General features: G+C 67.1%; 9 protein-coding genes, 1 tRNA gene and 7 pseudogenes. 12 read left to right on the top strand and 5 right to left on the bottom strand.

The window, feature by feature from the left end:
- Positions 1-152: 152 nt before the first annotated feature.
- Positions 153-2,273 (bottom strand): OmpL47-type beta-barrel domain-containing protein, encoded by a 2,121-nt coding sequence (locus OG306_RS38590; protein ID WP_371666305.1) that lies wholly within the window; start codon positions 2,271-2,273, stop codon positions 153-155.
- 755 nt (positions 2,274-3,028) lie between these two features.
- Here OG306_RS38590 and OG306_RS38585 point away from each other — a divergent pair.
- The 5 genes and pseudogenes from OG306_RS38585 to OG306_RS38565 all read left to right on the top strand — a co-directional run bounded on the left by OG306_RS38585 (position 3,029) and on the right by OG306_RS38565 (position 8,334).
- A complete protein-coding gene (locus tag OG306_RS38585) occupies positions 3,029-4,006 on the top strand; it encodes a multicopper oxidase domain-containing protein (RefSeq protein ID WP_266751194.1) in 978 nt (325 codons plus the stop codon).
- A gap of 20 nt (positions 4,007-4,026) precedes the next feature.
- Positions 4,027-5,217, top strand: a pseudogene (locus tag OG306_RS38580) (ThuA domain-containing protein); the annotation flags it as partial.
- A gap of 24 nt (positions 5,218-5,241) precedes the next feature.
- Positions 5,242-7,191, top strand: a pseudogene (locus OG306_RS38575) (ThuA domain-containing protein); the annotation flags it as partial.
- A 9-nt stretch (positions 7,192-7,200) separates the two neighbouring features.
- Positions 7,201-7,404: pseudogene (locus OG306_RS38570) on the top strand (PKD domain-containing protein); the annotation flags it as partial.
- Positions 7,405-7,482: 78 nt separating this feature from the next.
- A complete protein-coding gene (locus OG306_RS38565; RefSeq protein ID WP_371666304.1) occupies positions 7,483-8,334 on the top strand; it encodes a 3-keto-disaccharide hydrolase in 852 nt (283 codons plus the stop codon).
- A gap of 219 nt (positions 8,335-8,553) precedes the next feature.
- On the opposite strand, the pseudogene OG306_RS38560 reads toward OG306_RS38565, so the two are convergent.
- The 3 genes and pseudogenes from OG306_RS38560 to OG306_RS38550 all read right to left on the bottom strand — a co-directional run.
- Positions 8,554-8,796, bottom strand: a pseudogene (locus OG306_RS38560) (IS1380 family transposase); the annotation flags it as partial.
- 118 nt (positions 8,797-8,914) lie between these two features.
- A tRNA-Met gene (locus OG306_RS38555) sits at positions 8,915-8,988 on the bottom strand.
- 342 nt (positions 8,989-9,330) lie between these two features.
- A pseudogene (locus OG306_RS38550) lies at positions 9,331-10,268 on the bottom strand (IS5 family transposase); the annotation flags it as partial.
- A 1,610-nt stretch (positions 10,269-11,878) separates the two neighbouring features.
- Here OG306_RS38550 and OG306_RS38545 point away from each other — a divergent pair.
- The 3 genes and pseudogenes from OG306_RS38545 to OG306_RS38535 form a co-directional block, all read left to right on the top strand.
- Positions 11,879-12,061, top strand: a pseudogene (locus OG306_RS38545) (potassium-transporting ATPase subunit KdpA); the annotation flags it as partial.
- 192 nt (positions 12,062-12,253) lie between these two features.
- The gene (locus tag OG306_RS38540) at positions 12,254-12,793 is read left to right on the top strand and encodes a reverse transcriptase domain-containing protein (RefSeq protein WP_266752661.1); all 540 of its coding nucleotides are present in this window, start codon (positions 12,254-12,256) and stop codon (positions 12,791-12,793) included.
- 304 nt (positions 12,794-13,097) lie between these two features.
- Positions 13,098-13,667 (top strand): annotated as a pseudogene (locus OG306_RS38535) (cbb3-type cytochrome c oxidase subunit I); the annotation flags it as partial.
- Positions 13,668-13,805: 138 nt separating this feature from the next.
- On the opposite strand, the gene OG306_RS38530 reads toward OG306_RS38535, so the two are convergent.
- Positions 13,806-15,242 carry an IS1380 family transposase gene (locus OG306_RS38530; protein WP_266907523.1) on the bottom strand — a complete coding sequence of 479 codons (1,437 nt, stop codon included), beginning with the start codon at positions 15,240-15,242 and terminating at the stop codon, positions 13,806-13,808.
- Between the two features lie 171 nt (positions 15,243-15,413).
- On the opposite strand from OG306_RS38530, the gene OG306_RS38525 reads away from it, so the two are divergent.
- The 4 genes from OG306_RS38525 to OG306_RS38510 all read left to right on the top strand — a co-directional run bounded on the left by OG306_RS38525 (position 15,414) and on the right by OG306_RS38510 (position 18,357).
- Entirely contained in the window at positions 15,414-15,719 is a 306-nt protein-coding gene (locus tag OG306_RS38525; protein ID WP_266744336.1) for a transposase, read from the top strand.
- Positions 15,720-15,736: 17 nt separating this feature from the next.
- Positions 15,737-16,627, top strand: a complete 891-nt coding sequence (locus OG306_RS38520; RefSeq protein WP_266752043.1) for an IS3 family transposase — start codon at positions 15,737-15,739, stop codon at positions 16,625-16,627.
- 74 nt (positions 16,628-16,701) lie between these two features.
- Positions 16,702-17,934 (top strand): IS4 family transposase, encoded by a 1,233-nt coding sequence (locus OG306_RS38515; protein ID WP_266745469.1) that lies wholly within the window; start codon positions 16,702-16,704, stop codon positions 17,932-17,934.
- A 249-nt stretch (positions 17,935-18,183) separates the two neighbouring features.
- Positions 18,184-18,357 carry a transposase domain-containing protein gene (locus OG306_RS38510; protein ID WP_371666155.1) on the top strand — a complete coding sequence of 58 codons (174 nt, stop codon included), beginning with the start codon at positions 18,184-18,186 and terminating at the stop codon, positions 18,355-18,357.
- Positions 18,358-18,362 lie beyond the last annotated feature (5 nt).

Here is an 18,362-nt window from a genome sequence, read left to right as displayed (position 1 = left end):
CGGCTGCTGCGGAGGCAGCCGGGCCCGATGGTGTGGAGCCGTCCAACTCTCCACCCCATCGGTCCTGGTGTGCTGTCCGGGTCGCCTCGGCGGACTGCTGATGCAGTCGACCGAGGCACACGGCTCAGGTGGTGTCACCGCCGGGCCGTGACTCAGCGGCTGGCGGGACCGCGGGTCGGCATGCCGACGTCGGACTGGCCGGCCGCCTTCTTGATCTCGGCGGCCTCCCGCTGGTCAAGGACTCCCTCCTTCCGCAGCGTCGTGACGATCTCCCCGACGTGCGAGACAAACGCGCCGTGATTCTTCCAGGCCCGGTGATCCTCGATCAGCTCGTTGACCGTGCAGCCGTTGCTCGTGACGCGGTTCGGGACACCGGTGTTGATCGAGCCGGTGAACACGGTGGAGCGGTCGTCCGTTTCAGGACAGCCGGTCGGCGGCTTGCTGTCGACGACGGTGAGGGACAGCGACTGCGGCGTGGACGTGTTGCCAGCCTTGTCGGTGGCCCGGTAGAGCAAGGTGTGGCTCCCGGCTCTGTCAATCGCCACCGGGGCGGAGTACTGCAGGTAGGGGCCACCGTCTAGGGAGTACTCGATCCTGGCCACACCCGACTCTGCGTCCGAGGCCGTCACCGTCACCTTCGCGCTGCCGACGTAGTCACCGGAGTCGTTCTTCGTACCGGAGACGGAGGCCGACACCTGCGGCGGCGTCCTGTCCTCGGGCGGAGCCGCCACGACGGTGAACTCCACCGACTGCGCCGACGAGGTGTTGCCCGCCTTGTCCGTCGCTCGGTAGGTCAGTGCGTGTCGACCCACGGCGTTGACATCAACGGGCGCCGTGTAGTTGCGGTATGACGCACCGTCGAGCGAGTATTCAATTCCGGCCACACCCGACTCCGCGTCGGAAGCGGTCACCGTGACCGTCGCGCTCGACACGTAGTTCCCGGCGGCGTCCTTCGTCCCCGACACCGTCGCCGACGTGTCGGGTGGCGTGGTGTCCTTCGGCGGTTCGGGTGCCACGACGGTGAACTCCACCGATTTCACCGGCGAGGTGTTACCCGCCTTGTCCGTGGCCCGATAGGCCAACGCGTGCTGACCAACGCTGTTGACAGCAACAGGAGTCGTGTAACTCCTGTACGACGCACCGTCGAGCGAGTACTCAATTCCAGCCACACCCGACTCCGCATCGGAAGCGGTCACCGTGACCGTCGCGCTCGACACGTAGTTCCCGGCGGCGTCCTTCGTCCCCGACACCGTCGCCGACGTGTCGGGTGGCGTGGTGTCCTTCGGCGGTTCGGGTGCCACGACGGTGAACTCCACCGATTTCACCGGCGAGGTGTTACCCGCCTTGTCCGTGGCCCGATAGGCCAACGCGTGCTGACCAACGCTGTTGACAGCAACAGGAGTTGTGTAACTCCTGTACGACGCACCGTCGAGCGAGTACTCAATTCCAGCCACACCCGACTCCGCATCGGAAGCGGTCACCGTGACCGTCGCGCTCGACACGTAGTTCCCGGCGGCGTCCTTCGTCCCCGACACCGTCGCCGACGTGTCGGGTGGCGTGGTGTCCTTCGGCGGTTCGGGTGCCACGACGGTGAACTCCACCGATTTCACCGGCGAGGTGTTACCCGCCTTGTCCGTGGCCCGATAGGCCAACGCGTGCTGACCAACGCTGTTGACAGCAACAGGAGTTGTGTAACTCCTGTACGACGCACCGTCGAGCGAGTACTCAATTCCAGCCACACCCGACTCCGCATCGGAAGCGGTCACCGTGACCGTCGCGCTCGACACGTAGTTCCCGGCGGCGTCCTTCGTCCCCGACACCGTCGCCGACGTGTCGGGCGCAGTGGTGTCGTCGCCGGGCGCAGCGGTGACGATGAGCTCACCCGACATCATCTGGTGGCCCGGCATCGCGCAGAAATAGTGGTAGACGCCAGGTGTGAGGGTGACTTCGGCCGTGTGCTTGCCTCCCTCGGAGTCGAAGGGGCTCGCCAGGATGTTGAGGCTGACGTCGTTGTTGTAGTCGGGGTTCGAGACGTCGAACGTCAGGGTGTGCGTCAACCCCGTCGTATTGCCGGTCGCCGCGCTGCTCTCGAACACGATGGTCGCCTTGCCGGCCACCGCAGTGGTGGGGGCTGACGTGTACTTCATGTAATCGTCGCCGGCCGTCCAGGTGAGCACCTGGGTCGCTGCGGTCTCGTCCGCGCGACTCGCCGCCGCGTACGCGGCCGGAACGGCCAACGCGAAAGCCGTGAAGACAACGGCCATCAGCGCCATCAACACCGGATGCGCGCTGAATCGGTCACGTAGCACGGATCTTGATGGGGGCGGATCCGTCTGGGCATGGAGCAGTCTTCTGAACACCGCTGCACCTTTCGGGAATTCGCTTGTGCGGCACCGCGCAGGACTCGCGGTCCCGCCGAGTGGACGATCAGCCGCCGGGATGAGCGCGTTCGAGACGCGTGTACTCCGCTCACCGGACCGGCGCCCTGGACGGAACGGGGCGAGTGCCTCGCTTAGGTAGATCGCCCGCACGCTACGGAGGCGAGGGCCGCCGTCACTCACGCACAGGCGGCATCCGCCCCTGTCGCTGCAAGGCCGCTGGTACCGCTAACCCGAGGGCGGGGTCCACGCAACCTCTTTCCATGCGGCAACGGTGAGAAGTTAGCGGGTCTTTTGACTATCTGCCAAGACCTATGACCAGGATCCAACCAACTTTGACCTGAGTCTGGAAAAACTGGATGCGTGCCCGCTACGGTGTCCAGGTCCCGAGGCGAATCCCCTTCGCCCAGCCGATCAGATCCCGGCCATAGCCGACACATCGAGCCAAGCCGGACCGCTTCACCGGGGTCCGGCCAAGTCGGACCGTCTCCACCGGAGTTCGGTTCGGCGACCGCCCCGCCTGCCTTGCGGGGCCGACGCCCGGCGCACCACCGCGTACCGCCGTGACGGGACAGCTGCCGTCGACGGCGGCTCACACCACGACCACGAAACGCCTTCGGGCACCTTCGCGTTTCGAGGATTGGAGAGCGATGACCGACTCAGGCGCAGGCACGAGACGCCTCTTCTCCCGGCGAGCGTTCGCCACCGGCGCGGCCGCCGCGGCGGTCGTGCCCACGGTGCTCGGCGCCACCGCCGCTGCCCCGAAGGACAAGCCCGGTGAAGGAAACGGTCAAGGAAACGGCAAGGGCACCGTCCGTGAGCTGACGCTGTACATGGAGAACCTGCCGAACGGGGAGATGGGCTACGGCCTGGAGCCCGGTAAGGCGTCGATTCCCGGCCCGCTCATCGAGCTGACCGAGGGCGACACGATGCACATCAAGGTCGTCAACAACCTGAACGTCGCCGCGAGTCTGCACGTGCACGGCGTGGACTACGACGTCGCCAGCGACGGCACCAAGATGAATGACAGCGTTGTCGAGCCGGGCGGCCAGCGGACCTACGTCTGGCGCACCCACGCCCCGGGACCGAATCACGACGGGACGTGGGAGGCCGGCAGCGCCGGCTACTGGCAGTATCACGATCACAATGTGGGGACCGAACACGGCACGGGCGGCCTCAAGAAGGGCCTGTACGGACCCGTGATCGTACGCCGCAAGGGCGACGTGCTGCCCGACAAGCAGTTCACGGTCGTGTTCAACGACATGACGATCAACAACAAGGCCCACCACGACGCACCCACCTTCACAGCCGTCCGCGGCGAGCGCGTGGAGTTCATCGTCATCACCCACGGGGAGTTCTTTCACACCTTCCATGTGCACGGGCACCGCTGGGTGGACAACCGCACCGGGATCCTGCAGGGTCCGCAGGACGTGAGCGCGGTCATCGACACCAAGACCGTCGGCCCCGGGGACTCCTTCGGGTTCCAGGTGATCGCGGGTGCCCGGGTCGGCGCAGGTGCCTGGATGTACCACTGTCATGTCCAAAGCCATGCAGACATGGGCATGGTCGGAGTCTTCCTCGTGACCGAGGCCGACGGCACGGTCCCCGGCGGCATGCCCCACCACTAGAAGGCAGCGGCGGGGTCCTGATGCGGGCTCCGCCCCCGAAGCCACGCCCGTCAGGTCTGCCTGACGGCCTGACGGGCGTGTATCAACCTGCCGCCGGTCGGTCCTCGCCCGCCAGGACCGGAGGCGAACCTGACCTCCCTGCTCCGGCACCCCGTCCTTCCCGGGCAGCGTTACCGCCCGCCGAAAGCCGTCGCGCCCGGCGCATGCCGGGCGGGGCCCCTGCGGCAGCCCTCGCTCCATCCCCTGATCACTCTTCCGTTTCCGGATCGAGTCAAGGAGCAAATATGGGCAAGAGAGATCGGTTCGCCCTGTCGAGACGAAGCGGATCACCGCCGTCGCGTCCTGCGCGGACCTCTCGTCACGCGTGGCCCTGGCGCCGCGCGGTCGTTCTGCTGTCCAGCGCCGCACTGACCGCCGGGCTGTCCGCGCTGCCGGCCGTGCAGGCACAGGCGCAGCCGCCCGTCGAACGCCTCAGCCAGGACCAGGGCGCCGCCACCGAAACCCAGGTGAACGTCCTGGTCTTCCACGGACCGGCCGCCAAGCAGGACGACCCGGTCAACAAGGCCACGGCGGCGATCGAGAACCTCGGCGAGAAGAACGGGTTCAAGGTCGTCGAGTCCAAGGACGCGAGCGTGTTCAACACCGCCGACCTCGCCAAGTACCGAGGTGTGGTGTTCCTGTCGGCCGACGGCGTGACGCTCAACGCCGAGCAGGAAGCCGCGTTCCAGTCGTACATCAACAACGGAGGCGGCTTCGTCGGCGTCCACGACGCCGCCAGGGCCCAGTCCGACTCCTCCTGGTTCACCGGGCTGATCGGTACCCGCCCGGCCCTGGGCCTCCCCGACCCCGAGAAGGTCGTCGAGAGCGCGGTCAACTCGGAGAACCCGCCGAACGAAACCAAGGACAAGCTGTTCGACGGCAAGAACGACACCAAGTGGCTGGCCCATGCGCCGACCGGCTGGGTCACCATGAAGCTGGACAAGCCCGCCGCGGTGGTCAACTACGCGTTGACCTCAGCCAACGACTATCCGGGACGGGACCCGAAGGACTGGAAGCTGCAGGGCTCGCAGGACGGTGAGAGCTGGACGACCCTGGATACCCGGACCGGCGAGACCTTCCCGTCGCGATTCCAGACCAGGCAGTTCCAGTTCACCAACAAGCAGGCCTACCAGCACTACCGGTTGGAGATCACCGCGAACAGCGGTGAGCCCCTGATTCAGCTGGCCGAGCTGCGGCTCTTCAACGCCAACCCGACGCCTCCGCAGGATTCCAAGATTCAGCAGGCCGTCGTCGACGTGACGGACCGCCAGCACCCGGCCAACAAGGGCCTGCCGCTCAACTGGACCCGCTCGGACCAATGGATCAACTGGGACCCCAACCCGATCGGCAAGGTCCACACCGTTGCCCAGGTCGAGGAGTGGAAGTACAAGCCGGGAATCAGCGCCAACGGCCCGTTCCACCCGATCTCGTGGTGCCGCGACTACGACGGCGGTCGGTCCTTCTACACCGGCATGGGCCGCACCGAGGAGAGCTACACCACCGACACGAAGTTCCAGAGCCACCTCCTCGGCGCCATCCAGTGGACCACCGGCATGGTCCGCGGCGACTGCCAGGCGACCATCGCGTCCAACTACAAGACCGAGCGGCTGACCGACCAGAACCAGGCGGGGAAGCTCGACCAGATCGGTGAGCCGCACGGTCTCACCATGGGCCCCGACGGCAAGGCCTTCTACATCGGCAAGGCCGCCTGCCCGTCCGGCCCGATCGCCGACTGGAACAACCCCAAGGTCGGCCTGGGCTGCGGCACCATCCATCAGTGGGACCCCAAGACCAAGAAGGTCAAGCTGCTCACCACACTCGATGTGATGGGCAACCGGGGCAGCGGTGACGAGCTGGTCAAGAACGAGGAAGGCCTGGTCGGCATCACCCTCGACCCGAAGTTCGAGAAGAACGGGTGGATCTACATCTACTGGATGCCGCACGAGTCGATCGACCGCGACAAGCGGATCGGCCAGCGGACGGTCTCCCGGCTGACCTACGACTTCGCGTCCGAGTCCATCGACCAGGGCACCCGTAAGGACCTGCTGCACTGGGACACCCAGATCCACAGCTGCTGCCACGCCGGTGGCGGCATGTCCTTCGACAAGGACGGCAACCTCTACATCGGCTCCGGCGACAGCAACTCCTCCGGCGGCTCCAGCGGCTACTCCGGGAACAACTGGACCCAGGACTACAAGGGTGTCTCCTTCCAGGACGCCCGCCGCACCGCCGGCAACACCAACGACCTCAACGGCAAGATCATCCGTATCCACCCCGACGCCGACGGCACCTACACCATCCCCAAGGGCAACCTCTTCCCGCCGGGCACGGCCAAGACCCGCCCCGAGATCTACGTGATGGGTGTCCGCAACATCGCACGGCTCTCCGTCGACCCGGTGCACAACTGGCTGAATGCCGGCTGGGTCGGGCCGGACGCGGGAGCCTCCAACCCGGAGCTGGGCCCGGCCAAGTACGAGACGGCCACGGTCATCACCTCCGCGGGCAACCAGGGCTGGCCGTACTGCATGGGCAACCGGCAGCCGTACCGCGACCGCAGCAACACCGACGCCAGTGTCCTCACCGGCTGGTACGACTGCGACCACCTCAAGAACGAGTCGCCGCGCAACACCGGCCTGGTGGACATCCCGCCGGCCCGCGACAACATGATCTGGTACTCGCCCCAGGGCGGCGGCCCGGTCTTCCCCAAGCGGGCCGACGGCAGTGGTGTCCCGAGCTACATCGACAGCGAGGCCACCTACACCCAGCCGTACCTCAAGGGCGGCGGCCAGGCCATCATGTCCGGTCCGACCTACCACCGCTCCCAGGTGGACACCAAGAGCGGTGTCGCCTGGCCGGCGTACTGGGAGGACAAGTGGTTCATCGGTGACGAGTCCAACGCCAACAACCGGGTCGCGGTGACCGTCGACCCGGACCACGTCAAGGACCAGGGTGCGCCGGCCTTCGGCGAGGACCTGCGCAGCATCATCGCGCCCGGCAGCGGCAGCACCCAGCTGCAGAGCTGGATGGACGCCAAGTTCGGTCCCGACGGTGCGCTGTACATGCTCGACTACGCGGGCGGCTTCTTCAGCCTGCACTCCAACCAGAAGCTCATCCGCATCAGCTACCAGGGTGGCCCGGCCACCCCGAAGCCGCAGGACGCCGGAGCACGGGTGGTCGCCCAGAGCAAGCCGAAGACGGTGGCGTTCTCCAGCGCCAAGACCGGCGGTGTGGCCTGGGAGTGGGACTTCGGTGACGGCAGTGAGTCGTCGCACGAGGCCAGCCCCACGCACACCTACGCCGACTACGGCACGCACCACGCGAAGCTGACGGTCACCTACGCCGACGGCGAGAAGGCCACCGCGACGTTCGACGCCAAGGCCGGCTGCCCCGCGCCCGACGCCCGTCCGACCGTCAAGCTGCTCGACACCGACACCGGCGTGGCCAACCACCGCGCAGGCGGCGGCTGCACGGTCAACGACCTGATCGACGACGAGGCATCCTGGTCGAACCACGGAGAGTTCGTCAGTCACGTCAACGCCGTCGTCAATAACCTTCGCAAGGAGGATGTCCTCGACAACCGCGAGTCGTCGGCGATCAGCAAGGCGGCGGCTCAGAGCGAGATCGGCAAGGCCGCCGGGTACAAGCCCATCTTCGACGGGACCGCGGCCAGCCTGGCCGACTGGCGGCAGGCCGGCGCCGGGAAGTTCTCACTCCTGCCGGACGGCACCATGCGCAGCTCCGGCGGCATGGGCATGCTGTGGTACGCCAAGCAGGAGCTGAAGGACTTCTCGGTCAGGCTCCAGTTCCGGGACGTGGCTCCGGGCACCAGCAACGCCAACAGCGGGGTCTTCACCCGGTTCCCGGACCCGAGGACGCCGCTGGCCGACCGCCCGGCCGGCAGTTGCGGGACAGTCGGCTCGGCTCGCACCGCCCCCGAGTGGGTCGCGATCTACTGCGGCCAGGAGATCCAGATCTACGACGGGGCCACGGGCGAGGTCCAGAAGACCGGCTCGGTGTACAACTTCAAGCCGGTGGGCCTGGACAAGGCGGGGGTGACCCCGAAGGGCCAGTGGAACGACTACGAGGTGCGCGCGGTCGGACAGCATTACACGATCATCCGCAACGGCGTGGTGATCAACGAGTTCGACAACACACCCGGCAAGAACTCGTCCCGTGCCGGTGACCCGCCCACGGACCTGCGTCAGTTCCTCAGCGGGTACCTGGGACTGCAGAACCACAGCAACACCGACCTGATCGAGTTCCGCAACATCCGGGTGCGGAACCTGTAGTCGCCCAGCGACCGGCGCCGGGCTCGGAGCAACAGCCCCGGGCCCGGCATCGACGCGAGCGGTCAACCCGAAGCGTGACTCCGGGGGGCCTGCTGGTGGGAGCCGGCCCCCCGCGACCACGGCCGTATCGTCAATGGTCGAACACCCCCTCGGACCCTATCTGCAGCGGCAGGGCCGCGGCCTCAAGGTCGCGGCCCTCCGTGCCGTCGCTGGCGGCGTCTGTCCGGTGGTGTCCGGCGACGTGGCTCCGGCCGACTGCCAGACGCGCTCGCGGGCTTCGGCCCGTGCTGACCAGATCGCGGTCAGGGCCTTCGGGCCGGCGGTGGCGAGGGTGTCGATGAGGCGGGAGACGGTCGAGTCGGAGGCCACCGGCTCGAACACAGCCGGCTCGGCCCGCAGCGTCCCGACATCGGCCAGGCAGTCCCCGCCCAGCGCGACCGCCAGGGCCACGTCCAGCACAACGAGGGTCCAAGCCGACAGTCACATCATCAGCGACTTCTGTTAGGGACTCTAAAGGACCAGGTTCGAGCGGGGCCAGACGCAGTGACGGCCCGGTATCCACCGGGCCTTCACGTTTGAGTAGCGGGGACAGGATTTGAACCTGCGACCTCTGGGTTATGAGCCCAGCGAGCTACCGAGCTGCTCCACCCCGCGTCGGTACGGTGAACTGTACGGCACCGACCCGGCTCGACCGAATCGGCTTTTCGAGGACGTCGTTGCCCGCCTGCGCACCCATGGCGCCGAATTCGTCGGCGAGCTGGCGAGGTACGAGGTACGAGGTACGAGGTACGAGGTACGAGGTACGAGGTACGAGGTACGAGGTACGAGGTACGAGGTACGAGGTACGAGGTACGAGGTACGAGGTACGAGGTACGAGGTACGAGGTACGAGGTACGAGGTACGAGGAAAGCTATCGACTCTGCAACGTCCGCGGCACCGATCGCCTCATCGTCGGATTGGCGGAGCAGCTCGACTAGGGCGTGTTCCAGGTTCGGATCATGTGGGGCGGAGACTCCGGAGCCAGATGATCGATCCGCGTAGGTGGAGTCCGGCGAGGTAGCTGGTAGGAGTCTTGTCGTAGCGGGTGGCCAGCCCTCGCCATTCCTTGATCTTGTTGATGCCGCGCTCGACGGTGTTCCTCTCCTTGTAAAGCTCGGCGTCGTGGGAGAGGGGGCGGCCGCCCTTCGAGCCTCGCTTCTTGCGGTGGGCGGCCTGGTCCTTCTTCTCCGGGATCACCGCCTGGATCCGGCGTTTACGCAGGTAGGAGCGGTTCGCGCGGGAGGAATACGCCTTGTCGGCGGCGACGGCCCCGGGGCGGGTGCGGGGCCGACCGACCGGCCCACGGATCCTGACTCGGTCGAGGACCGCGGCGAAACGCGGACTGTCGGCCGCCTGCCCCGGCGTCACCACGAACGACAGCGGGCGGCACCGCCGGTCGGTGGCCAGGTGCGTCTTGACCGTCAGCCCGCCCCGCGAGCGCCCCAACGCGGCAACTTTCAGGCGGGCCTTGTGGCGGCGGCGTATCCGTCGCCGTTCGGCACGTAACGCTTCCTCGACCGGGTCGCCTTCGACCGTCACCTGGGCGGATTGTCCCTTTGCTGGAGCCCCTTTTCCTCCTGGGCGGCTTTCACCAGTTCCTCCAGGAGCTCGGGGTCGACGGCCATGCCGGCCGCGTGGTGATGCGCGCGTGCGACGGTGAAATCGACGCCGACCAGGTCCAGATCGGCCTGTCCTCGCCGGGCCGCCTCGGCGATCATCCGCTCCATCAGCGTCTCGAAGGTGCCCGCAAGGGCCCACTTCTGGAAGCGGCCGTAGACGGTGGACCAGGACCCGTAGCGTTCGGGGATGTCGCGCCACGGGCTCCCGGTCCGGAACCTCCACATCACCGCGTTCAACTGTTTACGCAGGTCAGGGATCGGTCCGCTCACGCCGAGGCGTCACCCCGGATGTCTACCGTCCCGAGCCACTCCGGCGGAGCGATTTGACCCAACAGTGATCTGAACCTGGAACACGCCCTAGCGCGTGAGTCGAAAGTAGATCTTGACCGCGCGGTGATCTCGTCGAGTGCCGCCGATGTCACCGAGCCGTCAGCCGCCGGGTCCTCCACTGCCAAAAGCCCCACCGCTGTCATCCTTGCGTGCGTCCCTTGGCGAAGAGGGCCGGTTGAGCTCATAGGGGCTGAGACCGTCCCCGAAATCATCTGCTTCCCTCAAAGTCCGCTGGCTTCGGGGGGAACGCTCGGCCCGTGGTCCCTGCTGTCGTGCTCGAGACCGACGGCGCGTGTCCCACCAGAGGAGGCCAATCAGAACAGCGACTACGACCACTGCTATGCCGACGGGGAAGATCCAGCGCACAGCCGAGACGGCCACTGTGATGTCACTGATGGGCACCTGGCTCACAGGGTGACTCATCTGGCCCACGTCCTTCCGGAGGGGATTCCACCGCTCATAAAGCGAGGCAGAAGCTTCCGCTCATTGGAGAGAGCCCGCGATGGCCGGAGCCGTGGGAAACTCCAATCCCGCCGCCCTTGGCGGGATCAATCTCGCGGGGCCCGCCTGAACTGGACATCTGGCAAGGCTCAAGTTCCCTGATAAGTCTACGGCGGGGAGCGTACAGGGGCCGCTCCCCGCCCGCCCGGATGGAGTCTCACGGTGACGCACGCCCCCAAAGTGCTCTGACCGCATAGGTTCACCGGATTGAGGCGGGCCAGTCGACAGATAGCGTTGCAGTGCCAGCCCGGGCGCTGCCGAAGTGACCATGCCAAAGGATCACCGGGCACCCGCGCCCGGAAGGTGCGCTGGACCGCCGATCGAGTACGCACCCGCGAGCCCGGTACCCATGCCACTCAATCCTCGATGGCACAAACCTGATGATCCTCGAGGTTCGGTGGCGCAGGACAACATCAGTCGATCTATCGCGCCGTCTGACCTGCACAGATGCGGCGTAAATCGAACACGTGATGCAATAGCTGTCATGTGACGCCCTGCTTTCCCCGAGGACCTAATCGCCGCGCAGTGTGCCTGGGTCCGTACCTATCGGACCCTCGCCGATCCAGCTCAACGCGGGCGGACGTCGGCGCTGCGCCGACACCTGCTGGAGCTGTCGGTGCAGGTGTGGTGGCACCCGTACTGGTGCGAGGCTGGATCCGGTCACCGAGTGGCTCTGCGCATGTGGGCGCACGAGCTGGAGTCCGGGGCGCGATAGGTGGACGGCCCGAGTGGTGACCAGCGATCGGCCAGTGCCCCTCTGGCCGCAATAGCGCTGACCTTGCCAGACGGGCAGATCGTGCGGGTCCGGCTCCACGAGCGCCGGGAGGTCTCTGGCCCATGCCGTTGGCAGTACCTCGTAGGGTTGCCGGCGTGGACCGCCAGGCCAGAGGGCACCGAGGCCGCCGAGTGCACGGTCTGGGTGACCGACCGGCAGCTCGCTCCGATCCAGGGCGTGGACCTTCTACTGTGGCAACCCGCCCGTCTGCCCGGGCCTCCGCCCCCACCGGCCCCCGGCTGGGTGGTGCGGTCGGCTCCGGAGCACCGCGGGCGTACGGTTGTGCACGACGCTTCCTGCCGCCGCGTCGCCCGCCGGCCTCGGCGTCCCCGGCAGCACCCTCTTCGGGGTCTCCGTCGCTGCCATGGCGGACGGCGCGGTCGGCGCCTCCTACGACAGCTTCTCCAGCCTGGGCGGCGGGGTGCTGCTGGTGGCCATGATGCTGGGCGAGATCGCTCCCGGCGGCACCGGCAGCCCCGGCGCGACGCGGCTTCGCCGGAGGTCGTCGCCCACACGGTTGCGCCTGCGGCCGCAACCATCACCCAGCACTCGGGCTGGCGGCGCTGCCACCTGCGGCCAACCGCTGGACGCAGCGCGGGTGGCTGAGCGTCTCGTCGCGTGGTGGGCGGGCGCGGGTCCGGGCTCCTCCCGACCCGTGGGTCTCGGCACGACCCGAGCCCTGTGTCTTCTGTTCGGTCAAGGCGTTCCTCAAGGCCGACGCCCGCTCTTGGCGAACATCGCCCTGTCGGTGCTCGACGAGCACCTGACCAGGCCATGGGAGCCCGACGGGGAGATGGCCACCAGCCACCTGCGCAGGCGCCGCCGCGCAACCGGGCGTCCGAACTGGAGAGCCGTCCGCTACGCGGACGCTTTCGTTGTCCTGACTGACGGCGAACGCGATGACGTCGAAGCGCTACGCGTGGACATCGCCGAAGTGCTGCAACCGCTCGGCCTTCGCCTCTCCGAGGCCAAGACTCAGGTGGTGCACATGTCGGACGGGTTCGACTTCCTTGGGTTCCACATCCAGTGGCGCCGGAAGGACGTCCGCCGACGCCTCACCGACCATAACGGTCGGTGGCAAAGGCCCTCGGCAGACGGGATCGAACTGTTCGACCTCCAGGCGGTGGCGGTCACCCGTTACCGCTACAGGGGCAACACGATCCCCAACCCCTGGATCCGTCACAACTACGCCTGAACGGCAGCGTCCGTGGAGAGCCCGGTACTCGGAGACGGGTCCGCCGGGTTCGGCGAGCGGCACGGAGAAACGGGCCGGTGGCAACATCGGCACCGCGCTCCGTGTCGACTCAACAGGCCCCCGGCGCTCGCACCGGACGTGCCGACGGTCCGGCTCAGCCGGGCATCCTGAACGCGGCGGGCCCCCGGGACACCCGATCGGAGCACCGGTGAACTGGTGAAATTCGAGGTGTCACCGCCAGTCGTACGGGCCGTCCACGGTGGCAGGATCCACCATCGAGTCAACCGGGATGGACGGAGAACCGATGGCGCAGGACCTGCAGGAAGCCGCGCCGGCCGAGCCAGTGGCCAACAAGCGCATCAATGCCGGTGTGAGACTCATGGGCTGGCTGACGACCACCGACCACAAGGTCATCGGCAATCTCTACATGGTCACCGCGTTCGGATTCTTCCTGCTGGCCGGAGTGCTGGCCATGCTCATGCGAGCGGAGCTGGCCCGGCCAGGACTGCAGATCGTCAGCGTGGAACAGTACAACCAGCTGTTCACCATCCACGGCACCATCATGATGCTGCTGTTCGCCACGCCGATGTTCGGCGGCTTCGCGAACGCCATCATGCCGCTTCAGATCGGCGCGCCCGACGTCGCCTTCCCCCGCCTCAACGCGCTCACCTACTGGCTCTTCCTCTTCGGCGGAATCATCGTGGTGTCCGGATTCGTGGTGCCCGGCGGCGCGGCGCACTTCGGCTGGTTCGCCTACGCACCACTGAACAGTGCCGTCTTCTCACCCGGCGCCGGCGGAGACCTCTGGACCATGGGGCTCGTGCTGTCGGGGATCAGTACGACCCTGGCATCGGTCAATTTCATCACTACCCTCGCCGTTTCAGTTGAGGCTGATGGCTGGCTGCGCGGGGTCGTTTGGAGCGGTGTCGGTCGGTGGGCATGGTGAGGGCCCGGCGCGGTGGGCCGGGTTCTCCAAGGTCCTTCGGGTCGCGGGTGATCAGAGGGCGGTCGCTCAGGTGGCGGGGCGAGGCAGGGCGGCCATGCGGTGGAATGCGGCTGTGAGTTCATGTCTCCAGGGCCAGGTCGCCGATATCCGCAAGCGCAGGCGGCGGCCGCCGCGGGTGATCCGGGCGGCGACGTGCAGGATTCGGTAGCGCAGTTTCTTGGGTTCGGCGGTGGCCAGATCGCCGTCCAGCAGGAGGACGCGGGTCCAGGCGAGAAGGTCGATCGCCGCGAGACTGAGTTCGAGCCAAGCGGCGTTGATCAGGAATTGGCGGGAGGGGAAGCGGCCGAAGCCGGTGGTCTTGCCGCACCGGATGTGGTCCTCGACGGTGGCATGCCCGCGGTGGCGGACCTCCAGAAACTGGGCGGAGCCCCCGCTGGCGAACGGTGTGTCGGTGAGGAAGACCTGGTGCCGCAGGCCCTCGTCCTGGTCGAACAAGGACAGTTGGGCTCCGGGGTGCGGGCGCTCGCGGCGCACGATGATGCGGGTGCCGTCCGGATAGCCGGCAAGGTCGACCATGCCGGTCAGCTCGGCAACCGAGGCACCGGCACGCAGTGTTCCGTCCTGGTCCAGGGCGGGGTGCCAGACCTGTTCAGGCAGGGCCCGGATCGCGCGGCGGACCGGTTCGGTGACCGCGTATCCGACCGAGAAGAAGGTGCGGATTCCTCGCATCCGCACGTCTCGGACGTGGGCGAGGAAGGCTTTCGCCGATCCGGCGCTGTCGGTGCGGACGAGGATGTCGGTGCCGTGCCGGTGGGTGTCGGGGATCTGCGCGAGAGCGTCGTCCAGCACCGCGATGTGATCGGCGGCGGTGTTGGCTCCGGCGTTGCCGGGCCGCAGCCGCCCGGACATGCCCTCGCCGGTGTTGGCCAGGAAACACAACAGAGGGTGGAATCCGAAGCCGCCTTTATAGGTGGGTGCGGCTTGGTCCTTCTCGGAGTGGCAGGTCACCAGCGTGGCGTCGAGGTCCAGGACCAGGCCGGGCAGCTCCCGTCCGCCGGCTTTCACCCCCGGTATTCCGAAGCGGGTCTCGGCGGCCTGCAGCCAGGGGACCTCTCGTGCCTGGGCGCGGGCCACTCGCAGCCGAGCGAGTGCGGTCTCGTCGATGTCGGCGAGCAGCCGCCAGGCCGTCGGTGTCGAGGCGACCGGGCCGAACACCTCGCCTTGGTCCCGCAACACGGCCAGATCCGTGATGGCCTTGCCGCCGTCAGCGAGCATCACCGCGAGGTCGGTGGCGATCCGGCCCGGGTCGTGGCCAGTGCCGCGTCGCCGAAGTGGTCCCAACGCGGTGGAGTACGCGCTGGTCAGCCTGGTGGCATCGGCAAGATCAGCCAGCAACCGTGCCCCGGCGTGACCCACCACCCCGGCACCGTCAGCAGAGACATGGAGCTTGGGACGCGAACCGATACCCTGCACGCAGAAAGTGCCTTCCGCCTGGACCGACAGAACCCCTCGACAAGGTTCATCGTCCCAGCGCAGAAGGCACTTTCGCGTTACCGCACAGAACCCGGCCCCACACCAAGTGAAACGGCGAGGCTAACTCCAATTGAAGTTCCACCCTGGAGCTGGACAGCCTGATACTGGGACGACAGGTTCCGGAGGAAGCAGATCCAGGTAGTGAGCAAGAAGAGCAATACGAGCAAGCGGTACACGGCCGAGTTCAAGCGGGACGCGGTCGGGCTGGTCCGCTCCTCCGGGCGGACGGTGACGGAGGTGGCCCGTGAGCTCGGGGTGAGCTCCGAAGGGCTGCGGGGCTGGGTGAAGCAGGCCGCGATCGACCGGGGCGAGGGGCCGGCCGGGGTGTTGACCACCGCGGAGCGTGAGGAACTGGTCCGGCTGCGACGCAAGGTCCGCGAGCAGGAACAGACGATCGAGGTGCTGGGAAAAGCGACCGCCTTCTTCGCGCGGCAGAAGACGAAGTAGCCGCGCGCTACCGGTTCATCGACGCGGAGAAGGCATCCGAGGACAATCCCGGCGGCTACGGCGTGAGTCTGCTGTGCCGGGCGTTGAAGGTGGCGCGATCGGCGTATTACGTCTGGCTTGCCGCGCGGCCCGCCGCCGAGGTGCGCCAGGCGGCCGAGGACGAGCTCGCCGGGGAGATCCGGCAGATCCACGCCGATTCCCGTGGGGCTTACGGGGCCCCGCGGGTGACCGCGAAACTGCGACGCGGGGGCAGGCGGATCAATCGGAAGAAGGTCGAGCGGATCATGCGCGAGCGCGACATCCGCGGGATCACCCGCCGCAAGCGCCGCAGCCTGACCAAGGCCGACACCAAGGCGGCCCCGTCGCCGGACCTGGTCGGGAGGGACTTCACCGCCGCCGAGCCCGGCACGAAACTGGTCTCGGACATCACATATCTGCCCACACTCGCCGGCTGGTGGTATCTGGCGACGGTCATCGATCTGGCGACCCGCGAGGTGATCGGGTACGCGATGGCCGACCACCATCGCGCCGAACTTGTTGTCGGCGCCCTGAAGATGGCCGCCGGCCGCGGCGCCCTGAGGGAGGACTGCATCGCACACTCGGATCGCGGATCGGAGTACACGTCGAGTGAATACCGCAAGCTGATACGGGAGTTGAAGCTGAGCCAGAGCATGGGACGAACCGGGTCATGTTACGATAACGCCGCGGCTGAAAGCTTTTTCGGTTTGCTGAAAGCGGAGATCGGGACCACCGTCTGGGAGTCCCACGAGGCTGCTCGCGCGGACGTCTTCCGCTTTATCGAGGTCGAATACAACCGAACCCGTCTGCGCAAGCATCCGGTCTACGGCTACGTCACCCCGATCGAGACCAGGGCCCTGGCGGCCCAAGATCTCACCCACGCAGCGTAAACATTCGCTGTCCATGATCGTGGGGGAACTTCAAATACCGGTAACTTACAGAGATTCTGCTCGTTGTTGTTGGTATGCCAAGAGCGGGCCAACTGAAGTCATCTGGTGAGCGGTTGTCGGACCGAGTTGCGGTCGGAGTGCTGACGCAGGCGTTTCCTCGGTCGCTGGTGGACGAGGTACTGGTGGAGACGGGCCGGATGCAACTGCGGAACCGGTTGCTGCCGGCCCGGTTGGTGGTCTATTTCGTGCTGGCGATGTGTTTGTTCTCCGGGCAGAGCTATGAGGAAGTCGCCCGGCTGCTGACAGCTGGTCTGCAGGACGAGCGGCGTTGGCGTGGGACGTGGGTGGTGCCGAGTACGGCTGCGATCTGGAAAGCCAGGTCCCGGCTGGGTGTGGCGCCTCTGCGGCGGCTGTTCGCGCGCGTGTGCTGTCCGGTCGCCACACCCGACACGCAGGGCGCCTTCTACGGCGTCTGGCGGCTGACCGCGATCGACGGCACCACGTTTGACCTGCCGGACACGAAAGCGAACATGGAAGCGTTCGGCCGCCCGCCCCGCTCCGGGCGGGGCGAACTTGAGGTCGGCCGCCCGCAGTTGCGCATGGTCGGCCTGGTGGAATGCGGCACCCACGTCGTTTTCGACGCTGCGGTCGGAGGTCTGCGCGCCGGAGAGCAGACACTGGCCCGGGCGGTGCTGGGGTCCCTGCGGCCGGGGATGCTGCTCCTGGCCGACCGCGGTTTCTACGGCGTGGACCTGTGGTGCAAAGCGGCAGCCACCGGGGCGGACCTGTTGTGGCGCGTGCGCAAGGACCTGGTGCTGCCGGTGGTGGAGCAACTGCCGGACGGCTCCTACCTCACCGAAATTTTCGATCGGAGCGACATCCACCACACTCGTCGTGGGGTGCGGGTGCGCGCGGTGGAGTACACCATCGCCGGCCACGAGGGTGTCTACCGGCTCCTCACCACCATCCTCGACCCGTCCATGGCCCCAGCCGCGGAACTGGCAGCCCTTTACGCCCAGCGATGGGAGTTCGAGTCCACCCTCGACGAGATCAAGACCCACCTCGGCGGGTCGCACCTGGTGCTGCGTTCACAACACCCTGACGGAGCCGAGCAGGAACTTTACGGCTTCCTGCTCGTCCACCACGCTATCCGGCACCTGATGCACCAGGCCGCGAACCAAGCCGGTCAGGATCCCGACCGCATCTCCTTCATCCGTTCAGTGCGCGTCGTGCGCCGCCAGGTCACCGACCAGGCGGCATTTTCCCCCCGGCAGACTCACCCGCGCGGTCAAAGCGACCCACGCTGAACTCATCGAGCGTCTCCTGCCACCGCGACGCCGCAGATCCAACCCCCGCGTCATCAAACGCAAAGTCCTCGCCTGGCCCCTCAAACGCGCCGCCCACCGTGTTACGGACCGTCCAGCTATCCCGACTCTCACCATCGTCAACGCCACCAAACCCAAACGGGTCAAGCGGACCAAAGCGCCCTAAGTTACCGGTATTGAGGCTAACTCCAATACCGGTAACTTACGGAGATTCTGCTCGTTGTTGTTGGTATGCCAAGAGCGGGCCAACTGAAGTCATCTGGTGAGCGGTTGTCGGACCGAGTTGCGGTCGGAGTGCTGACGCAGGCGTTTCCTCGGTCGCTGGTGGACGAGGTACTGGTGGAGACGGGCCGGATGCAACTGCGGAACCGGGGGTCTGTACAGCGAACGGTGGGACTCGGTTGATTGTT

Origin of the sequence: Streptomyces sp. NBC_01241, assembly GCF_041435435.1 — a bacterium.
Taxonomy (GTDB): domain Bacteria; phylum Actinomycetota; class Actinomycetes; order Streptomycetales; family Streptomycetaceae; genus Streptomyces.
The sequence above is the reverse complement of the archived record's forward strand: the minus strand, read 5'-3'. Positions and strand labels throughout refer to the sequence as shown.

Coding starts and splice junctions, on each gene's coding strand:
- OG306_RS38510 (WP_371666155.1), top strand. CDS start 18,184: ATGCCAAGAGCGGGCCAACTGAAGTCATCTGGTGAGCGGTTGTCGGAC.
- OG306_RS38585 (WP_266751194.1), top strand. CDS start 3,029: ATGACCGACTCAGGCGCAGGCACGAGACGCCTCTTCTCCCGGCGAGCG.
- OG306_RS38515 (WP_266745469.1), top strand. CDS start 16,702: ATGCCAAGAGCGGGCCAACTGAAGTCATCTGGTGAGCGGTTGTCGGAC.
- OG306_RS38590 (WP_371666305.1), bottom strand. CDS start 2,273: ATGGCGCTGATGGCCGTTGTCTTCACGGCTTTCGCGTTGGCCGTTCCG.